This is a genomic window from Thalassoroseus sp., from assembly GCF_984380535.1.
Genome location: NZ_CFHRBF010000005.1, coordinates 53,607 through 72,640 on the forward strand (window position 1 = coordinate 53,607; position 19,034 = coordinate 72,640).

Genomic DNA, 19,034 nt, shown 5'->3' on the forward strand with positions numbered 1-19,034 from the left:
ATTCAAGATACTATTTGAATTGATCGGCGGAGATTTGCAGCACTTGGCCAGGCGACATTTGCTCGGCGTTGTCACCATCGGCGGTGGAACCGAAGATCGCAACGTAGAGGTTGCCATCTTTATCGAAAGCAGCGTCGGTCGGTTTGTCGAGCGACATCAGCTTCTTCTTGGTGATTTTGAGAGTCTTCGGTTCGCCTTCTTTGCCATCTTCGGCTTGCACGTCGAGTTCGTACAACGCACCAGCTTTGGCATCGACCCAAGAGAAGTCCGTGGCGTACCACTTCTTGGTTTTCGGGCTGTAAGCGAGACCGCAGACGTCGTTGATGCCGTCCATTTCACCCTTGGCGATGAGGTCGCCAGATTTCGGATCGTAGACGGTCAGCAAGCTGTCGCCAGGGGCGGAGACTTCACCCATTTGACCAACGATGAGGTGATCTTTGAACGGGCCTTCAGTTGCGGTGACGATCGGCACAGGAGCGTCAACGCCGACCTTTTCTTTGGTGGCAATGAACGGTTCGAGTTTGGAATCGTCCCATTTGCCGTCTTTCGGAGCGATCTTGGAGATCCAACCTTTGGTGTCGTCGCCGTTGTTGGTCACGAAGATTTCGCCACCCGCGACTGCCACACCGTAGTAGTTGCCTTCACCGCGTGCGGATTGGTCACCGGCTTTGATCGGGCCGAAGGTGTAAACGGCATCGGCTTCTTTTTGGTATTCGCCAGGATGCTTTTCGGGAATCTTGTAAACGCGAACAAGTTCTTCACCGTCGGGTCGGCTACCGTCACCGACGACAATGGTGTTGGCATCGAGCATCGCTACGCCCAGCGGACCGATTTTGTAGGTCGGACCTTTGCCGTATTCGTCGGTTGGGAAACCGCTGACGGCGAGCGGGCAGGTGTTCGGTTCCGGCATGAAGCGGTGAATGCCGTCGTGACTGGCGATGAAGATGTCGCCACTTTCACTAACTGCGATACCGGTGGGGTTGTCCAAGTTGATGACAACCGTACGACCGACCAGATCGACCGACTCAGCCGGTTTTTCCTCGGCGGGCTTTTCATCAGCCGGCTTCTCTTCTTTTGGTTTTTCAGCCGGTTTTTCGGCGGGCTTCTCAGCGGGTTTGTCTTCTTTTGGCTTTTCGGCCGGTTTCTCAGCTGGTTTCTCTTCCGCGGGCTTCTCAGCGGGTTTCTCTTCCGCGGGCTTCTCAGCGGGTTTCTCTTCCGCAGGTTTGACGTCCGGGTTGTCGGCAGCGGGCTTCTCTTCGGCCGGTTTTTCTTCGGCGGCTGGTTTCTCTTCCGCTGCCGGTTTCGGTTCGTCTTGGGCCGACACCGTCAGTGGTGCCAAGCCAATGCTGACGCCGAATAACAGCGTCAACAAGAACGATTTGGGGTTCATCATTGCCCATTCACTCCTTGAAACATGTGGTAAATCAGTGAACAACCAGTGCGACCGAGTCCACACCGGAAACTCCGCCGGCTTGTTTGGTTGCGATGTTGCAAACACTCTCGGCAACGCTCGCGATCCTATCGCAACTCTAACGGTATTACAATCATCGGGCATGCGATGGAAAGGATCTGCGAGACGTTTTTGCCGACGCGACCGAGATCGTTTCTCGTCCGTTACGGCTTCTTCGCCAGTTCAGCTTCGATGGCGGTGATCACTGGCTTCGAATCGGGCTGGACTGGGGTGCGGAAACGGTCGACGACCTTCCCATCTCGGCTAACCAGGAACTTTTCGAAGTTCCAACGGACCGGGCCGGCGTCTTTCGGAAACGCTTTTTTGCTGGTGAGATACTGATACAAATCGGCCGCGTTGTCATCGTTGACGTCGATCTTGGCGAACATTGGGAATGTTACGCCGTAGTTCGATTTGCAGAACTCTTGAATCTCGTCCGCACTACCGGGTTCTTGGCTACCGAACTGATTGCAGGGGAAACCCAGCACAACGAGACCGTCGTCGTTGTACTTGTTGTACAACTCTTGCAGCGGTTCATACTGAGGCGTCGCGCCACATTGGCTTGCGACGTTGACGATCAACAGCACTTTGCCTTCGTACTGAGACAGATCGACTTTCTTGCCATCTAACGATTTCATCGTGTGCTTCAGCACGGGCGAGGTGTCCTTAGCTGATTTTTTCTCGGCGGCGGAGAGGGTCGCCGTTCCCATAACGATGGCCAAACTCGCGGCCAAACATGCAAACTTCATACAGTGTCCTTTCAGAACCTAACTTCAAAAAATTGACGACGTCATGTTCGATGCAAATCAAGTGTGCCACGGCTCTGTGAGCCGTGTCTCTTTGGTGTCGTCGCTTAGGACGGCTCACAGAGCCGCGGCACACAAATTCAATTTCGCATTTGAGAAACAACTACTCTTTCTTCTTGGCGAGCGTTTTCAGGACGTCTTTGGCGAGGGTTTCGTTGGCAGAGACAAACCCGAACGACTTCACGACTTTACCGTCCCGGGTGGCGACGATCGTGAGGTCTGCATCGGGATGAATTCCCCAGTCGGCGGGGCCTAGCGGGTCTTTTTCGTAGACGCTGAAGGTCGTATGATCGAGTTTCAACACTCGCTCGGCGACGGGTAGGTATTCTTTCGCTTTGGGGAGATCATCGGACATCCACACAGCGACGATTTCGGCGTCTTTGTCGATGTCGGTCAGTTTGGTGTCGAGCGTTCGCAAGAGTCGAGCCGTGGGGCGACTCCATTTATCCGCGGGAACGAAAAACCAAAGAGTCGCTTTGCCGGCTCGATGTTCGACAAGATTCTTTGTTTGCCCGCTGAAATCACCAGTTCCCACATAGACGGGCAACGGTTCGACTTTCGCGTCTTTTTCGGGGCCGGATTCTACATCCGCTCGCAGTCCAACAGGGCTAGCCAACAGAAGACAGGTCATCAGGGCAAGATTTCGGAGTCGCATCGATTACCTCCCCTTGGAGAAATGGGTCGTTCCCATCGAAAAATCCTCACCCCAGTATTGTGGTTGCTGACAATCAGAAATTCCAGCAACCAATTGACTTTCGCTTGTATAATCGGACCTTAACGCGGGTTTTTGTCGTTTCCGGGCCTGTCTGCCGATGGAAACTGGGAATCTATGCCGTTCCGTCGAGTTCGCTGAGGAAGTTGTCTCATGTTGCTTATCAAGAATTTCCGTCGTGCGTTGTGCGGGCTAGGCATGGCCTGGATCTGCTCGACTTCGGTCTTCTCGGCGTCGGCCGCCGAAGTTCGCATTGATGAGGCCTGGATTCGCCTGGAAACCAAGTCCGAAGCGTCCCTGGCGGCAGACCAACCCGGCGTGTTGGCAGTGGTGGCACCGGAAGAAGGGAAATCGGTCAAGAAAGGCGACCTGCTCGTCGAGTTGCGGGCCGAAATTTTGAAAGCTGCGTTGGCGATTGCTCAAAAAGAAGCCGACACCGACGTCAACCTGCGATTCGCGGAAGCCCAGTTGAAAGTGTCTCAAGCCGAATTGGACAAGGCGGAAGACGCCAATCGCCGTGTGATCGGCACGGTGCCGTTGGTCGAACTCGATCGTCTCCGATTCACGCGGGACCGTGCGATGTTGCAAATCGAACAGGCCCAACACGAGCAAGAACTCAATCGCTTACGGGTGAAGGAAGCCGAGGCCCGTTTGGAGGCGCTGCAAATTCGGGCTCCGTTTGATGGCATAATCACCGAGGTCAAAAAGAGCGTCGGCGAAGCGGTGGCTCAAGGCGATCCGATTCTGCAGTTAGTGAATACCGAAACGGTGCAAGTCGGCGGCACAATTTCCACAGATGACGCCAAGCGAGTCAAACCCGGTCACAAAGTTCGCGTGCGATTGCAGTCCGAAAATTCCGACAAAGACGCCAAATGGTACGACGGAGAACTGAAGTTCGTCGACGTGCAAGCAGGTTCGATCCGCGGCCGAGTGCGAGTTTGGGCCGAAGTCAAGAACACCGACAAAGACCTTCTCCCGGGATTGATGGGCGTCATGGTCATCAATATCCCTGAGAAGTAAAAGCCCAGCGAAACGAGAACTGTCGGCAAGAAAATCGAAAGAATGGCATGTCCACGGTTTTGTGTGGATATGATTCGACATACGACCCATGCCTACTCTAAACGGTGGGCATGGGTCGTAACTTCTTACCCGATTGAATGTTCTGTGAGATCGCATTTCACAGATGCGAAGTCGCATCCGACGAAGCATCTATTCTGCGGCGAATTTCTCGACGAATGGTTCTCCACCGTCCCAGGATAGGTTGATCTCCAGCGAATCCGTTGGCTCTGTGATTTCGACGGTCAGGTTAGACATTGCCGGATCGACGTACTTCTTCGGGGCGTGCCATTTCTGACCCGTGCCGCCGAGTGCTTCGTTGGCGACCACCACAACGCGATGCGTCCCCGGCACCACGCCGTCGCCGGGTTCGAAAGTCGTCATTTCGAACCGACCATCGGAATCGATTTTGCCACTTGCCGCTCGTGCACCGTCTGGCAGGATCTGAATGTTGCCAACCGTAAGTGGTTCGCCGTCAATGAGAACACGCCCTGAGACGGGAACACGCTCCGGCCGATCCAACCCTCCGCATCCCAGCACCATCGTGGCACACACGCCGAGTGCAATCCAAACCGGATGGATGGATCGAATTTCCGCAGATCGATTCATCATGGCGTTTCGACAACCTCTCCCTTGGACCGTGTTGAAAGTGCACGATAGGTGATGATGTCGATGTTCTCGGAAATAAACGAGACATGACCATCAGCAAAGAGGAACTGTGCACCGCCGGGATGTTCGCTCCCGAAAGCACCATTCAATGCGATGCCATAGGGAGACGTCGTGATTCCGGTTCCGGGTGGCGTGTTCACGGGGTTTTCCGTGGTTCGCAAACAATCCAAATGTCGACTCCCCAGGCTCCACCGGTTGTAGGACTCTTCCGTATGGGCATCGACGACTTCACCAGCCACGAACGTATTGCTGGTTCCATCTGTGATTTCACTTCGTGCGAGCGATTCCTTGTACATGAATAGCCCGGTGTTGTCGATCTTCATCTGCACGCTAATTCCGCTCGATGGCCCCAACGTTCCGTGACAGAACGCATAACTTCCTGTAGCTGCATCGAACCCATTGGTAACGACAAACGGATTGCTCGTGTCCGAGGGACAGACAAACGCTTCGAGCCGAGCTTCAAGCGCCGTTTGCACTCCAGCAGTATTCCATGTGGAGCCTTGGTTGTAGGGCGCATCGTTGATGTTGATGAAATCGAACATGTTTTGCTGTTCCAGAAACGGCAACAGGAGCACGAAACCGCTGGCACCGCTCCGTTGCTCGGCGGTGTTTCCGTTGCACGGACCGGTGTTGATCCCATCGCAACCGAGACGCCCGGGAGGATACGCACCGAATGTCGATTCGTAATTCTCCACCGCCAGCCCGATTTGCTTCAAATTGTTTTTGCACTGCGTTCGCCGAGCGGCCTCCCGTGCTTGCTGTACCGCAGGCAAGAGCAGGGCAATCAGAATGGCGATAATCGCAATCACGACAAGCAGTTCAATCAGCGTGAACCCTTGATGAATCGTTCTGGACTTCTTCAAAGCTGCTCTCCCAATAATCCAATGAAGACAAAAGTCAGATGGGAACAAATCGATACCCAGACATATCAACACCTCACGACGCGTTTCAGGTTGCCGATTCTGGAAAAATTTCTGACGCCGTTTCTGAGAACCGGAAAGAAATATTCCCTGATAGTGGCACTTCTTTCCGAGATGGTGGTAGTATCAGTGCATTCCGATACCACTCTGGGACACTCGACCATGAAAGCCGTTTGGAACGATTGCACCTTGGCGGAAAGTGCCGACACAGTCGTTGTCGATGGACACCACTATTTCAAGCAGGATTCCGTCAATATGGAACTTCTTCGGCCGAGCAGCCACTCGAGCGTGTGCTCGTGGAAAGGCACGGCGAAGTATTGGGATGTCGTGGTGGCTGACGAAGTCAATGAGAATGCTGCTTGGTGCTACGAAAAGCCCAAGGAAGCTGCGCTCCATATCCAAGGGCGAATCGCCTTTTGGAAGGGTGTGAAAGTCGTTGACTAGCCGTTCGAGTGACACCCGCAAACTCTGTGAGAAACAAGATATGAGCGAGCAACCATCGCGACGAGAATTCCTGAAAGACACCAGCATCGGAGCCGTCACTTTGGCGGCTGCATCTACGTTCCCAACGACGCAAGCGAAATCCGCCGAGCAAACCCCTCCGCGAATTCGCAAAGCGGTCAAATTGAGCATGGTGAGCACTCAAGGCTCGTTGGCTGAAAAATTCCAACTGCTCAAAGATCTCGGTTACGACGGTGTGGAAGTCAGTGCACCGAACTCCTACGACACAAAGGAGTTACTAGAAGCACGCGACGCGGCTGATTTGCCGATTCATGGTGTGGTCGACTCTGTGCACTGGCGACAAACCCTGTCCCACCCCGATCCGAACGTGCGAGCCGCTGGTCTCGACGGTTTCAAAAAGGCTATCCAAGCCGCAAAGGATTACGAAGCTACTTCGGTCCTGTTGGTACCAGCGGTCGTCAATGAAGGCGTGAGCTACAAAGATGCCTATGAACGATGCCACGCCGAGATTCTGAAAGCGTTGCCATTGGCGGAGAAGTTGGACATTCGCATTCTTTTCGAGAACGTCTGGAACAACTTTCTGCTGTCCCCGCTCGAAATGGCGAGCTTTATCGACTCGTTCGATTCGCCACTCGTCGGTGCGTATTTCGATGTAGGTAACATCGTCCGTTATGGCTGGCCAACCCACTGGATCGAAGCCCTCGGTCACCGCATCGGCAAACTGGACATCAAGGAATACAGCCGGAAACTCCAAGACACCAAGGGCCCGCGGTCCGGCTTTGGCGTGGAGATTGGTGAAGGCGACTGCGATTGGCCCGGCGTCATGGAAGCGCTCGACAAGATCGGGTACTCTGGCTGGGCGACCGCCGAAGTCCGGGGCGGCGGCAAAGAACGACTCGCCGACATCAAATCCCGGATGGATCGTGTGCTGACGTTCGCTTAGAAACCATCGGAATGGAATAATTCGACGGGTTTTGATTCCAAAGTCTCACGAATTCCGGTTCTGCGCGTCTCGGACGCTTGCAGACTCGCATTTGGGTAGCTATGCTGACGCGCTTCACTCATTTTGAGGGTGATTTTACGCCATTATAGATTTGCCAGGGCAATAAAGGCTGACGTGTCATGTCCGAAGCAGTTCGTCTCACTGCCGAAAAACGCGAAAAACTTGGAAGCGCTGAATCCCGACGACTCCGGTCCGGGGGGCAAGTGCCAGGAAATGTCTACGGACATAAAGAGGGGGCCGTTGCCATCACGGTGAGCAACGACGAACTTTCGCCCATCATCCATGAGGGGCATAAAGTTGTCGATTTGCACCTGGGCGACAACTCGCAAACCACGATTTTCCGCGAAGTTCAGTGGGACACGTTCGGAAAAGAGATTTTGCACTTCGATCTGTTGCGGGTCGATCCGGAAGAACGTCGCTGGAGCGAAGTTCCGATCGAGTTCCGTGGCATTTCTCCGGGTGTCGTCGCAGGGGGTGTGCTCGATCAGCACGTTCACTCGCTGTCGATGAACGTCAAAACCTTGGAATTGCCCGACGTCATTCGGGTCCGCATCACGGACCTGAAAATCGGTGACTCAATCCTCGTCAAAGACTTGGAATTGCCGTCAAGTGCGGAACTCGACATCGACCCGGAAACGGTCGTTGTTCAAGTGCTCGCGGAAATGGCAACAGACGAACCATTGCCAGAAGATGAAGGTGGTGCACCAGCCGAACCGGAAGTGATCGGTGAGGGATCGTCTGACGGCGACGAAAACTGAAAACGACTCGGCTGACGTCATCATGAAATTAGTTGTGGGGTTAGGAAACCCCGGCGCGAAGTACCGGCGAACACGCCACAATGTCGGTTTTGACGTCCTGGCGGAATTAGCGAATCGTCACGGAGGGACAAACCCCACAATCAAACACGAAGCGGAAATCGTCGAGATTTTCCTCTCGGATGAGAAGATCATTCTCGCCGCTCCGCAGACATTTATGAACCTCAGCGGTCGGGCAGTCCGGTCGCTGATGGATTTTTATCGGCTCAACCTGGAAGACTTGATCGTCGTTTGCGATGATCTCAACCTGGACTTGGGCCGGTTACGACTCAAACCTTCGGGTTCGGCAGGAGGCCAAAAAGGGCTGGCTAACATTATCCAGCAAACAAAAACCGAAGAATTCGCTCGATTGCGAATCGGAATTGGTCGTCCTCCCGGACGTATGGACGCAGCCGCGTTTGTGTTGGGTCGATTTACGGAAGCAGAAACACCAGAGATCGAACTTGCCGTCGCGAAAGCGGCAGACGGCGTCGAAACCTGGATGCGAAGCGACATACAAACCGCGATGAATCGCGTCAATGCGCCCGATTCCTCGACTTAACAAGATGATCATTCGCAGACGACGATTGAGATCCTGGTCGCTTCGTCTCATTTCCAATCACACGATTTTTACGGGTTCACACTGAAGGAAAATCAAAGTGGCAGAAACAACCACGACGGCGACCGCACCGTCGGTCAATTATGAGGGCATGTTCCTCATTGATAGCTCCAAGTACGCTGCCGACCCTGAAGGCACTGTGAAATCCCTTCTCGAAATGATCGAGAAAGCCGGCGGCGAAGTCGTCGCGCATCGGGGCTGGCAAGAAGGGCGATTGGCGTACGAAATCGAAGGCCAACGCAAAGGTTTGCATTACCTCGTCCTGTTCCGCATGCCGGGCGAAGGCATGAAAGCCCTCACGCGGGCTTGCAAATTGAGCGAATTGATCCTTCGCCAACTGGTGATCAAGCACAGCGAAATTCTTTTCGAAGCCATGGTCAACTCGGTGGCTCCCGGCGCGATGCCAGAGTCCCTGGCGGACGATGACGACGACAACACCAGTCGTAGTAACGACGACGACGATGATGATAACGATTACGATGATGACGACGACGATTAACCTTCCGTTGATCGGTTACCAAGATTGAAGAAAGGACGACGAGAATGGCGAGTTTCAACAAGGTCATCCTGATGGGAAACCTCACTCGCGATCCGCAGGTTCGTTACCTTTCGAGCGGAACCGCCGTGACGGAACTTGGTCTGGCGGTCAATCGCAGTTGGTACGACAAACAATCTCAACAACGGAAAGAGGAAGTCACCTTCGTCGACGTGACCCTCTGGGGACGCCAGGCCGAAGTCGCGGGAGAGTATCTTGCCAAAGGCCGAAGCGTGTTGATCGAGGGTCGCTTGCAACTTGACACTTGGCAAGACAAAGACTCTGGCCAGAATCGTAGCAAGCTTAAAGTGGTCGGCGAGAACATGACCATGGTTGGCGGTCGTGACGGTGGCGGCGGCGGAGGCGGTTATTCCGGCGGCGGCGGTGGAGACTACGACGATAGCCAACAATCCAGTGGTCCGCGAAATCAACCGCGATCCGCTCCACAACATGACTACAACGACGGTCCCGGTGACATCCCGGATGACGAAGTCCCGTTTTAATTTCAGTTTTCACGCCAGATACACCGGCCTCACTCACAAGACAATCTCAGCCGACGATTAGACCGGCGGATCAAATAAGGATTCGAGTCCCATGCCTTTGCGAAACACCAACACGAAAACCGTCGGCGGTTCGAAGCGGTCGGCTGTCGAAGTTCTGCTTGCAGAGAATGTCGATAATCTCGGCGAACGTGGTGAGATCGTGCGTGTCAAACCCGGTTACGCACGGAACTACCTGCTGCCTTACGGTTTGGCGACCGTGGCGACCGAAGAGAACAAACAAAACGTCGAACTGCACAAGCAACGACTCAAAGAAGTCGAGAAGAAGCAGATCCAGCTCTTCAAAGAACGCGCCGACGCAATCAGCAAGTACAGCGTGACTCTCGAAGCGAACGCCAACGACGATGGTCACTTGTACGGTTCGATCGTTGCTGTCGACATTGCCAAAGCATTGTCCTCGGCCGGTTACGATGTCACCGCTGAGCAAATCAAACTCGAAGGCCCGCTGAAAGAACTCGGGATGTACACGGTGAAAATCGAGCTACACTCCCAAGTCAAAACCGAAGTCAAAGTCTGGGTGGTTCCGGCCGCTGGCTAACAATCTTGTGGAATGCATTCCAGGCCGACCAAACCTATTTGGTCGGCCTTTGTTTGTCATCCTGCAATAAGAGTGGGTGTATTGAGTTGCTTGCCCAGTTCTGGCAACGAAAACCCCAGTTCAACTGCTACACTGGAACTCGACAGTGTCTTAAGCAGTTGACGTTTGATCGTAGTGGGTTCTGTCGCGTGGAAGTCGAAGAACGCAGACTTCTTCACGGAGACAGAAGACCGTCATACGGTCTCGTTGCCTGCGTCACACAGGAGGCGTTTTCGCATGGCTGACCGCTCCAAACGGGATTCGTCACCGGCTGACTTCGATCGCCTGCCGCCGCAAAACCTCGATGCCGAACGCGCATTGCTGGGGAGTATGCTGCTCTCCTACGAGGCCATCGACGAAGTCGCCGAACTCGTCCAGGCTCGGCATTTCTATCTCGATGCGCACGTCCGGATTGCTGAAGCGATTTTCCGGCTCTCCGAAACGACCATCGGCGGGATCGATGCCGTCACCGTCGCCGAGGAATTGGAGAAACGCGGCGAACTCGATCGCATCGGCGGACCCGCGTATCTGGCACGTGTGTTGGAAACCGTCCCGCACGCCGCCCATGCCCGGTACTACGCCGAGATCGTTCGCGACAAGTTTGTTCGCCGGATGCTCCGCGAGGCGAGCACCGCGATCCTCAAAGAAATCGACGAAGACGATTCCGAAACCGAAGCCCTCCTTGGTAATGCCGAATCGCGAATCTTTCAAATTCTCGATCGCGAAGGCGAAGACGAAAAGTTTGCCCTTCGGGATATTCTCGAAGACGCGATGTCCGGCATTCACGCTCGTATCGCTGACGACGGCACCGTCAGCGGAATCAGCTCCGGTTTCGAGAAGCTCGACGACCTCACCAGCGGTCTGCAACCAGCCGCATTGGTGATCGTTGCCGCCCGTCCGAGTATGGGAAAAACGGCGTTCGTGTGTAACATCGCGAAATCGGTCGCACTGAACGCTTACGAGGCGTACCAACAACAACTCAGCCCATCGGGTAAAGGTCCCGGTGGCGGCGTCATCGTGTTCAGTTTGGAACAGTCACGCGTCGAACTCGCCGAACGTCTGTTGTGCATCTTCGGAAAGTTCGACGGGTTGAAGGTCAAAAAGGGCGAACTCGATGCGGAAGAAACCGAGCAGCTCCTGCAGATCGCAACGCGACTCAGTGAACTGCCGATCTTCATCGACGATATCCCCGGGCGGAACATGGCCCAAATTAGTGCGATCTGTCGGCGAATCAAAAACCGCTTCGGCTTGGGAATGGTCGTGATCGACTATTTGCAGTTGATCGAACCCGACGATCCCAAGATGCCCCGCGAACAACAAGTCGCGCAGATCGCCCGACGGTTAAAATTCCTGGCCAAGGAAATGAATGTGCCGGTGATTGCACTCGCACAGCTCAACCGCGGCGTCGACTTGCGAACCGACAAACGCCCGAAACTGGCCGACTTGCGGGAATCTGGGGCGATCGAACAAGACGCCGACCTCGTGATGTTCCTGCACCGCGAAGACGCCTACGACCCCGGCGAACGTCCTGGTGAGGCAGACCTCATCGTCGCGAAAAACCGGAACGGTCCAACCGGCAACGTTCCGCTGACGTGGATCAAGGAATCGATGCGGTTCGAGTCGCGAAGTGACTTTGACGAGCCACCCGGCGGTTGGGTCGACAGCGAACCATCCGGTTTCTGAGATTCCCTGTGTTCGGTGCTTTGACCTCACAACTCGGATTGCGATAGAATCAAACATCAACAAATCGGCATGTGTGTCATGTTGATTCGGTTTGCGAGTCTCTACGAAATCCGCTTCCGCCATGCCCGCCATGATTTCTGTCGGCCGATGTGTGTGCGTCTTCCTCGGGCTCACCACGTTGGCAAACGCCGCACCTCCCGTGATCTCCAGCCCAACGCCGATCAGTGTCCAACCGGGAACCACCATCGAGCGGGTTTTCAGCGGTAGCAACTTCACGAACGAGACGCGTCTTTGGACGAGCTTCCCCTGCGAAACCAAACGGTCCGCCGACACCGACGGCAAATCGATTCGCTTCGAGATGACTGGCCCACCAACGACACCACTCGGCTTGGAAACATTGCGACTCATTAACGACGATGGCACATCGCCGTTACAGTTGGTCGTAGTCGATGACTTGCCGAGCGTTCCAAGACACGCGAAGAACACCACCCCCGAGACCGCGCAGACAGTTCCGCTACCGACCGCGCTCACGGGTTCCGTCGGCAAAGCCCAGCGTCAATACTTTCGGTTCTCAGTCGAAGCCGGTCAACGAGTCGCGGTCGACGTCTTGGCCCAACGAATCGGATCGGCATTAGACCCCGCAATCCGCATTTTGGAGCCATCCGGTCGGGAACTCGTCTTCAGCGATGACGAACCGGGACTCGGCGGCGATGCCCGACTTTCTCACATCTTTTCTCAGCCCGGCGAGTATCTGCTCGAGCTTCGCGACATTCGTTACCAAGGCGGCAGCGGGTACTGGTATCATCTGCGGATCGGCGATTTTCCAGACGTAACGGTGCCATACCCGTTGGCGGTTCCGATCGAAAAAACTACCAACGTGGAATTGGAATCGCGGACTGGGAGCGAACTCATTTCGCAAGCCGTCACACCGCCCGTGAATCAAGACTGGTTGACAATGGCGGTGCGGCATGAAAATGGTCCGAGTGCTTTCGTCACGTTGGAAGTCAGTTATGCCAACGAAACGTACGAGTCCGAACCGAACGACACGCCCGAACAAGCCAACCCCATGACTTTGGGAGACCACCTCAACGGCCGCTTCGAAACACCAGGGGATGTCGACCGGTTTCGATTCTCGGCTACCAAGGGCCAGAAGTTTCAGTTCCGTGCCGTCACTCGCGAAGCCGGTTCGCCGGTCGATTTGGTACTCTCGCTTCGCGATCGTCAAGGAAAGAAACTGGCCGAAGTTGATGACGTGGTTACAAGCGACGCCATTCTCGAATACACGTTTGCCGACGATGGTGAGTACGAGTTGCTCGCCAACGATCTGAACCAACGCGGCGGGCCGGGGTTTGTATATCGGATCGTTGTCGGACTCAGCGTTCCCGACTTGAACATCTTCACAGACGCCGACCATTTGAACGTCCCGTCTGGCGGAACCGCCGTATTGAAGGTCCACCGAACCGGGAGCAAAAAACCGGTGAAGATCACGGTAGGCAATTTACCTGCCGGTTGGTCGATCCCACCAACGGTCTTGGGCCCCGGACAAATGGAAGGCGTGCTAACGGTCACACACACAGACGATTCCGCGAGTCCATCGTTCGTGCCTGCGATTCAACTCATTGGTTCGCTCGACGATGCGAAAGCAGGGTTGTATGGAGTCTCCGTACATCCGGCCATTCAGAAGCGGTATTCTCAATGGACGACGGTTCCACGATTTCTGCCGACGCCCCTGGCAATCGCCACCACAGATTCCACCCCGTTTCAATTGACGATGAAGACGGACGCGATCGAGGTCCATCAAAAATCTGAGGCGAAAATCGAAGTGACGGCGGTTCGTTCCACGGACACCAATGAGCCGATCGAATTGAGTCTGCAAACGATCACGATCAACAAGAAAGCCGTGCCGTTTCTGCCTGCGAACGTGACCGCGAAATTCGAACCGATTTCGAAGGACGAGACGACCGGTTTGGTGACGTTCTCAGCCAACGAGAAGGCCACGCCCGGAGATTACACTGTCGTCGTGCTTGGAACGATAAAGCGTGGCAAGCAAACCATCGTTGTTCCGGCGGCATCGATTCTTCTAAAAATCCGACCTGCTCAGCCTGAAATGGCCAAATGAGATTTTCACCATGATCACAACGCGACATCGACAATCTGTTTGCGGATGTTTGTGCTGGGCGTTTCTCGTCGGCTTGATTGGAATCGGTCCGCTGCAGGCGGCGGAACCGACGATTTCCGTTGACCCCGTCGAGTTCGAGTTGCATGGCCCACGCAGTCGGCAACAACTCATCGTCACCGCGTTTCCGCACGCAAGTCACATTCAGGACCAAACCGAACAAGCGACGTGGACATCCTCAGATGAGCACATCGTCAAAGTTATCGACGGAGTCGCTGTCCCTCAAAGCAACGGCGAAGCCACGTTGACGGCGCGAGTTGGTGAATCAACGGCGACGGCCCGCGTGGTTGTCAGGGCATTCGATCAGCCCGACCCGGTCAGCTTCAAGAATGAAACGCTGTCTGCGCTCACGAAAGCCGGTTGTAATATGGGAGCCTGTCACGGGTCGCCATCGGGCAAGGGTGGGTTTCGGTTGTCGTTGCGGGCGTTTGATCCGGAACTCGACCGCATCACGCTTCGGCAAGAAGTGTTCGGGCGACGCGTCAACCGCATGGAACCCGAGGCCAGTTTGTTGCTCCGCAAACCGTTGATGGAAGTCGCACACGGCGGCGGACAACGACTTCACTGTGGCGATGCGGTTCATACCGTGCTCCGCGATTGGATCGCCGAAGGCCTGCAAACCGAGGAACCCAACGAACCGGATTTGCTCAAGATTGAAGTGCTGCCGACGTCTCGCACATTCCAAGCAGCGGGAGACCGCCAGCAACTGCGAGTGAACGGCTATTTCTCGGATGGTCGCGTGCGTGATCTCACCGCGTTGACCAGTTTCAGTTCCTCGAACGAAGCCGTCGCGACGGTCTCCGAGAACGGCGTGGTCGAGAAAGTCGGTCGGGGTGAAACTGCAATCCTCGCCCGCTATCTCGGTCGAATGGCGACGAGTTCGATGACATTTCTTGAAGACATCCCCGGGTTTGCGTGGACGAATCCGCCGGCGAACAATTTCGTCGACGAGTTAATCTTCGCAAAGCTCGAACATCTCAAAATCCTGCCCTCGGAGTTATGCAGCGATGCGGAATTTCTCCGGCGGGCGTATCTCGACCTGACCGGGCGGTTGCCTCGCATCTCCGAAACGCGTGCGTTTCTGGCCGACCCATCGGAAGATAAACGGCAACGGTTAGTCGATCAACTTTTGGCAACCGACGACTTCGCCGAGTTCTGGACGCTCAAGTGGGCGGATATCCTGCGGGCCAACCCGAAGAAGTTGCAAACCGTCGGCGTGCATAAATTTCATCGTTGGATCTTTGAGAACATTCGCGATGACCGCCCGTTGGACGAGTTCGCCCAGGAACTGCTGACCGCTCGTGGGAGCGTGTTCGAAAATCCGCCGGCGAACTTTTGGCGGGCCAGTCGCGATGCGTTGGACGCCACCGAGACCACCGCTCAACTCTTTTTGGGTGTGCGGATCCAGTGTGCGAAGTGCCACAATCACCCGTTCGAACGCTGGTCGCAGGACAATTACTACGGCATCGCGGCGGCGTTCACCCGTGTCGGGCGGAAGAACGGTGCCCGGCCGGACGAGGAAATCATCTATGTGCAGTCGACCGGGGAAGTCAAACAACCTCGCACCGGTGAGACGATGAAAGTTCATCTACTGCTCCAAGGTGATGTCGATGTTCCCGCGGATCAAGACCGCCGTGAAGTCTTCGCGGATTGGCTCACCAACAAAGAAAACCCGTTCTTCGCCAAAGCGTCGATCAATCGCATTTGGGGACATCTCATGGGGCGGGGCATTGTCGAACCCGTCGACGACTTCCGCGATTCCAACCCGCCGTCGAATGCCGAATTGCTTTCGACATTGACCGAGCAATTCATCGAGCATGGTTATAGCCGAAAGTGGGCGATCCGCACGATCATGAATAGCCGGGTGTATCAACTCTCCGCACGCAAAAATGAGTTCAACGCAAACGATGAGATTTACCACTCGCACGCGAACACGCGGCTGCTTGCCGCCGAGCAATTGCTCGATGCCATTTGCCAAGTGACGGCGATGCCGGAATCATTCAGCGGCCAACCCGCCGGCACACGTGCGGTTGCGTTGGCGGCTCCGCCGGAGAATCACGAGTTCCTTAAAATCTTCGGGCAACCGCAACGAGAAATGGCGTGCCAGTGTGAACGCTCAACAGATTCGAACTTGTCGCAGGCGTTGCAGATGATCAATGGGCCGCTCGTGCATGGCAAACTTCGTAGCGATTCCAGCCGTATCAAGCAGATGATCGACGAGCAGAAATCCGACGAGGAAATCATTCGTACGCTCTACCTGGCAGCCGTCTCCCGGGAACCGGTCGCCGCGGAAATCGAAGCCGCCAAATTGCACATCGCTGCCAGTGACGACCGCCGCCTCGCCCTCGAAGACGTCGGCTGGGCTATTTTGAACACCAAAGAGTTCCTGTTCCAGCACTGAGCGTAGAAGTAGAGGGTGGAGTGTAGTGGGTAGAGGGTAGGCAATGCCGACATTACTCCCAACTCCCAACTCCCAACTCCCAACTCCCAACTCTCTACTCCCAACTCCCAACTCTCTACTCCCAACCCTCTACTCTCTACTCTCTACCTGATCACGATTTCGGTGCCAACAATGGTCGCGCGTGGCCGGCGTCATCAATGGCCCACGGAACCCAAGCGAACGCGACTTGTTCGATTTCGATTTCTGACTTGCGGGGTTTGACTTCCTTCCGTTCCAGTTCGAGCCGATGAATGTCGTAATCGTGCTGGAGTTTGTGAATCGCTGCATCCGACTCGGCTTGCAACGCCTTGAGTTCGGTTTGCAGTTCCTCAACTTTCGCCTCCGCTTCGGCAATGTCACTCCGCTGGTCAGCCGCACGACCGACAGAGCGAATGCTACTCGTCGTCTTCGTGACATTCGTTCGGCTTTTGAGTTTGCGACCGAACAATGCCCCGATTATCGTGGAACCGATCGAAAGCACGCTGCTACTGCGAGCGCGTTCGTATTGTTCGGTTTCCCGTTTGACGGCTCGCTGCGCGGTGTCGATGCGTTTCTCGATGGTCGAGAGTTTCGACGCATACTTTTGCCGAAGTTTCTCGACTTCCAAATCCCGTTTCTCCCGAGCGGCCTGTGTTAGACGAATGCGGAAATCACGTTCGGATTCGCCAGCCTCCGAGTAGGTCTTCAATTCCGTGCACTTCCAGACTACCTCACGAACGGAATCGTAGGCAAAGTCCTTGAGGTCTTTCGTCCACGTTTTGTAGTTGTCGGCTTTCAGTAATTCCGGCGGAATCGTCTCGAACTGAGCATCCGGTTCCGGTTCGCGACGGGCTTCAATCGCTTCCGGTTGATAACTCTCAGCGGAAGTCCACGGCGGGTTTGTCATGTCCTCATCCGCCAACGCAATCCACACGTCCTCACGCCATTCGTCGACGTCGTAGGTCTTGTAGACAAAATGCAGCTTCAACCGACCCAAAACGGCCGGGCGATACAACCGCGTTTCGCGAATAGCCGGGTTCTTCTCGGCTTCCAGAGTGATCTCGTCAACAGTCGGCGGAATCAGCGGGCGTCCGGTGGAATCATCTGCAGAGGTCGGTTCGGTAGATGTCTGCCGGGGGTGAATCTCCTTGGGCTGCGACGGAGTTGGTTCCGTTTGATCTTTCGGAGTTAGCTTGCGGATCTGATCCCGCGTGAGCGGTCCACGCAAATACGACAACACCCAGCGTGTTTGAAACAAGACCGGCGCGTCGTCGTGCACGTTGTTCATCAAGAAGACACGTTGATTCAGCCCCGAAAGCAGCGAATCCATCTCCTTGCGATCGAACGCATGCCCCGCTTGCGTACTGGCACCTTCCAATCCATCGAGCACGCGTTGTTTGTCGCGATCGGTTTGCAGTCGCCCAAGGAACCAGGTGCCGGTGTTCGATAGGCCTTTATAATCCAGGTCCGCCGGGTTTTGCGTGGAGAGTACAATGCCCAAACCATACGCCCGCGCTTGCTTCAACAGCGTCAGCATCGGGCCTTTGCTCGGCGGTTTGGCCACCGGCGGGAAGTACCCGAAAATCTCGTCCATATAGAACATCGCCCGCAAACTCGATGTTCCCGGCTGCGTGCGAACCCACGCCAACAGTTGATTGAGGAGAATCGTCACGAAGAACATTCGCTCCGAATCGCCCAAGTGAGCAATCGAAATGATCGACAGCTTCGGCCGCCCGTCCGCAGTGTAGAGCAGGCTCTTGATGTCGAGCGGTTCCCCTTGCATCCAACCAGCAAACGAAGGCGATGCGAGCAAGTTGTTCAATCGCATTGCCAATGCGGTGCGATCGTTGGTGGGGAAGAAGGTCTCCAAGTCGAACACACCGACGGTTTCGAATGGCGGGGACTGAATGCCACGAATCAAGTCCGGGATGTCGAGACTCTTTCCCGCTCGCCAATTATGGTCGATCAAATTCGCGATAAGAATGTGTTCGCGACTTTGAATCGGATCGGCCTTCACCCCCAAGAGTGCGAGCAGTCCAGACGTCGTTGCAGAAATTTGTTCGCGGAAGGTTTCACCGTCTTCCCGAACCTCCGGCGGCGGTGGTTCCAACGATTGCAACACCGTCAACGGTCGACCGGAGTCGCTTCCCGGTGTGTAGATAACGCGTTCAGCGGACTCTTGGTACAGACTGATGCGTTCGGGCGGTTGATGCCAACTGGCCAATCCGTCTTTCCACGTCTTCGCAACTTTCGCTGCGTACTGATCGGGATTCATCCCTTTCCGCGTCGCTTCGCCTTCGTCGATCCACGGACGAAACTCCTCAGCGGATAACTCTGGAAACGTCAGCAGCAAATTGCCCAAGTCGCCTTTGGGATCGATGGCGATCGCCGGAATTCCGTCGATCGCAGCTTCTTCAAGCAACGCCACACCCAAGCCCGTTTTGCCGCTCCCGGTCATGCCGACAATCACGCCGTGCGTTGTCAGGTCTTTCGAATCGTAGAGCAGGAGTTCATCACGCGTCTGTCGCGATTCCTGCTCGTACAGACGTCCCATGTAGAACGCCCCGAGTTTTTCATAATCCTGCACGTTTCC

Annotated in this window: 17 protein-coding genes; 11 read left to right on the forward strand and 6 right to left on the reverse strand. The window is 55.3% G+C overall.

The features are described from left to right. Positions 1 to 10: 10 nt before the first annotated feature. The 3 genes from AC5DDB_RS08025 to AC5DDB_RS08035 form a co-directional block, all read right to left on the reverse strand. Positions 11 to 1,393: an NHL repeat-containing protein gene (locus AC5DDB_RS08025; protein WP_491739185.1), complete on the reverse strand. Its 1,383-nt coding sequence runs from the start codon at positions 1,391 to 1,393 to the stop codon at positions 11 to 13. A gap of 221 nt (positions 1,394 to 1,614) precedes the next feature. Next, the gene (locus AC5DDB_RS08030) at positions 1,615 to 2,199 is read right to left on the reverse strand and encodes a glutathione peroxidase (protein ID WP_491739186.1); all 585 of its coding nucleotides are present in this window, start codon (positions 2,197 to 2,199) and stop codon (positions 1,615 to 1,617) included. A 160-nt stretch (positions 2,200 to 2,359) separates the two neighbouring features. Next, positions 2,360 to 2,911, reverse strand: coding sequence for a hypothetical protein (locus tag AC5DDB_RS08035; protein ID WP_491739187.1), 552 nt, complete (start codon positions 2,909 to 2,911; stop codon positions 2,360 to 2,362). A gap of 210 nt (positions 2,912 to 3,121) precedes the next feature. Between AC5DDB_RS08035 and AC5DDB_RS08040 the strand changes: the two genes are divergently transcribed. Next, positions 3,122 to 3,988, forward strand: a complete 867-nt coding sequence (locus AC5DDB_RS08040) for an efflux RND transporter periplasmic adaptor subunit (RefSeq protein ID WP_491739188.1) — start codon at positions 3,122 to 3,124, stop codon at positions 3,986 to 3,988. Between the two features lie 189 nt (positions 3,989 to 4,177). On the opposite strand, the gene AC5DDB_RS08045 is transcribed toward AC5DDB_RS08040, so the two are convergent. After that, a complete protein-coding gene (locus AC5DDB_RS08045; protein ID WP_491739189.1) occupies positions 4,178 to 4,636 on the reverse strand; it encodes a hypothetical protein in 459 nt (152 codons plus the stop codon). Further along, complete coding sequence (locus tag AC5DDB_RS08050) at positions 4,633 to 5,556, reverse strand: DUF1559 domain-containing protein (protein WP_491739190.1); 924 nt, start codon at positions 5,554 to 5,556, stop codon at positions 4,633 to 4,635. The genes AC5DDB_RS08045 and AC5DDB_RS08050 overlap by 4 nt, the downstream gene beginning before the upstream one ends. 219 nt (positions 5,557 to 5,775) lie before the next feature. Here AC5DDB_RS08050 and AC5DDB_RS08055 point away from each other — a divergent pair, with 219 nt between their 5' ends. From AC5DDB_RS08055 to AC5DDB_RS08100, 10 genes are all read left to right on the forward strand, one after another. Beyond that, the gene (locus tag AC5DDB_RS08055) at positions 5,776 to 6,057 is read left to right on the forward strand and encodes a DUF427 domain-containing protein (RefSeq protein ID WP_491739191.1); all 282 of its coding nucleotides are present in this window, start codon (positions 5,776 to 5,778) and stop codon (positions 6,055 to 6,057) included. 40 nt (positions 6,058 to 6,097) lie between these two features. After that, positions 6,098 to 7,018, forward strand: coding sequence for a sugar phosphate isomerase/epimerase family protein (locus AC5DDB_RS08060; protein WP_491739192.1), 921 nt, complete (start codon positions 6,098 to 6,100; stop codon positions 7,016 to 7,018). A gap of 179 nt (positions 7,019 to 7,197) precedes the next feature. Continuing rightward, the gene (locus AC5DDB_RS08065) at positions 7,198 to 7,836 is read left to right on the forward strand and encodes a 50S ribosomal protein L25 (RefSeq protein WP_491739193.1); all 639 of its coding nucleotides are present in this window, start codon (positions 7,198 to 7,200) and stop codon (positions 7,834 to 7,836) included. Between the two features lie 22 nt (positions 7,837 to 7,858). After that, positions 7,859 to 8,434, forward strand: coding sequence for an aminoacyl-tRNA hydrolase (gene pth, locus AC5DDB_RS08070; RefSeq protein WP_491739194.1), 576 nt, complete (start codon positions 7,859 to 7,861; stop codon positions 8,432 to 8,434). A 97-nt stretch (positions 8,435 to 8,531) separates the two neighbouring features. After that, positions 8,532 to 8,990 carry a 30S ribosomal protein S6 gene (gene rpsF, locus AC5DDB_RS08075; protein WP_491739195.1) on the forward strand — a complete coding sequence of 153 codons (459 nt, stop codon included), beginning with the start codon at positions 8,532 to 8,534 and terminating at the stop codon, positions 8,988 to 8,990. Between the two features lie 44 nt (positions 8,991 to 9,034). After that, positions 9,035 to 9,529 carry a single-stranded DNA-binding protein gene (gene ssb / locus AC5DDB_RS08080; protein WP_491739196.1) on the forward strand — a complete coding sequence of 165 codons (495 nt, stop codon included), beginning with the start codon at positions 9,035 to 9,037 and terminating at the stop codon, positions 9,527 to 9,529. 91 nt (positions 9,530 to 9,620) lie between these two features. Beyond that, positions 9,621 to 10,124 carry a 50S ribosomal protein L9 gene (gene rplI / locus AC5DDB_RS08085; RefSeq protein WP_491739197.1) on the forward strand — a complete coding sequence of 168 codons (504 nt, stop codon included), beginning with the start codon at positions 9,621 to 9,623 and terminating at the stop codon, positions 10,122 to 10,124. Between the two features lie 276 nt (positions 10,125 to 10,400). Beyond that, positions 10,401 to 11,846 (forward strand): replicative DNA helicase, encoded by a 1,446-nt coding sequence (dnaB, locus tag AC5DDB_RS08090; protein WP_491739198.1) that lies wholly within the window; start codon positions 10,401 to 10,403, stop codon positions 11,844 to 11,846. 121 nt (positions 11,847 to 11,967) lie between these two features. Next, on the forward strand, positions 11,968 to 13,965 hold the full coding sequence (locus tag AC5DDB_RS08095; protein ID WP_491739199.1) for a hypothetical protein: 1,998 nt from the start codon (positions 11,968 to 11,970) through the stop codon (positions 13,963 to 13,965). Between the two features lie 10 nt (positions 13,966 to 13,975). Continuing rightward, complete coding sequence (locus AC5DDB_RS08100; RefSeq protein WP_491739200.1) at positions 13,976 to 16,423, forward strand: DUF1549 domain-containing protein; 2,448 nt, start codon at positions 13,976 to 13,978, stop codon at positions 16,421 to 16,423. Between the two features lie 151 nt (positions 16,424 to 16,574). Here AC5DDB_RS08100 and AC5DDB_RS08105 read toward each other — a convergent pair whose 3' ends face one another. Then, entirely contained in the window at positions 16,575 to 19,028 is a 2,454-nt protein-coding gene (locus AC5DDB_RS08105) for a helicase HerA domain-containing protein (protein ID WP_491739201.1), read from the reverse strand. Positions 19,029 to 19,034 lie beyond the last annotated feature (6 nt).

Excerpts from the sequence above, each read along its gene's own strand:
- pth (WP_491739194.1), top strand. The coding sequence starts at position 7,859 with ATGAAATTAGTTGTGGGGTTAGGAAACCCCGGCGCGAAGTACCGGCGA.
- AC5DDB_RS08095 (WP_491739199.1), top strand. The coding sequence starts at position 11,968 with ATGCCCGCCATGATTTCTGTCGGCCGATGTGTGTGCGTCTTCCTCGGG.
- AC5DDB_RS08055 (WP_491739191.1), top strand. The coding sequence starts at position 5,776 with ATGAAAGCCGTTTGGAACGATTGCACCTTGGCGGAAAGTGCCGACACA.
- AC5DDB_RS08035 (WP_491739187.1), bottom strand. The coding sequence starts at position 2,911 with ATGCGACTCCGAAATCTTGCCCTGATGACCTGTCTTCTGTTGGCTAGC.
- AC5DDB_RS08060 (WP_491739192.1), top strand. The coding sequence starts at position 6,098 with ATGAGCGAGCAACCATCGCGACGAGAATTCCTGAAAGACACCAGCATC.
- AC5DDB_RS08040 (WP_491739188.1), top strand. The coding sequence starts at position 3,122 with ATGTTGCTTATCAAGAATTTCCGTCGTGCGTTGTGCGGGCTAGGCATG.
- AC5DDB_RS08025 (WP_491739185.1), bottom strand. The coding sequence starts at position 1,393 with ATGATGAACCCCAAATCGTTCTTGTTGACGCTGTTATTCGGCGTCAGC.
- ssb (WP_491739196.1), top strand. The coding sequence starts at position 9,035 with ATGGCGAGTTTCAACAAGGTCATCCTGATGGGAAACCTCACTCGCGAT.
- AC5DDB_RS08045 (WP_491739189.1), bottom strand. The coding sequence starts at position 4,636 with ATGATGAATCGATCTGCGGAAATTCGATCCATCCATCCGGTTTGGATT.
- AC5DDB_RS08100 (WP_491739200.1), top strand. The coding sequence starts at position 13,976 with ATGATCACAACGCGACATCGACAATCTGTTTGCGGATGTTTGTGCTGG.
- dnaB (WP_491739198.1), top strand. The coding sequence starts at position 10,401 with ATGGCTGACCGCTCCAAACGGGATTCGTCACCGGCTGACTTCGATCGC.
- AC5DDB_RS08065 (WP_491739193.1), top strand. The coding sequence starts at position 7,198 with ATGTCCGAAGCAGTTCGTCTCACTGCCGAAAAACGCGAAAAACTTGGA.
- AC5DDB_RS08030 (WP_491739186.1), bottom strand. The coding sequence starts at position 2,199 with ATGAAGTTTGCATGTTTGGCCGCGAGTTTGGCCATCGTTATGGGAACG.
- rplI (WP_491739197.1), top strand. The coding sequence starts at position 9,621 with ATGCCTTTGCGAAACACCAACACGAAAACCGTCGGCGGTTCGAAGCGG.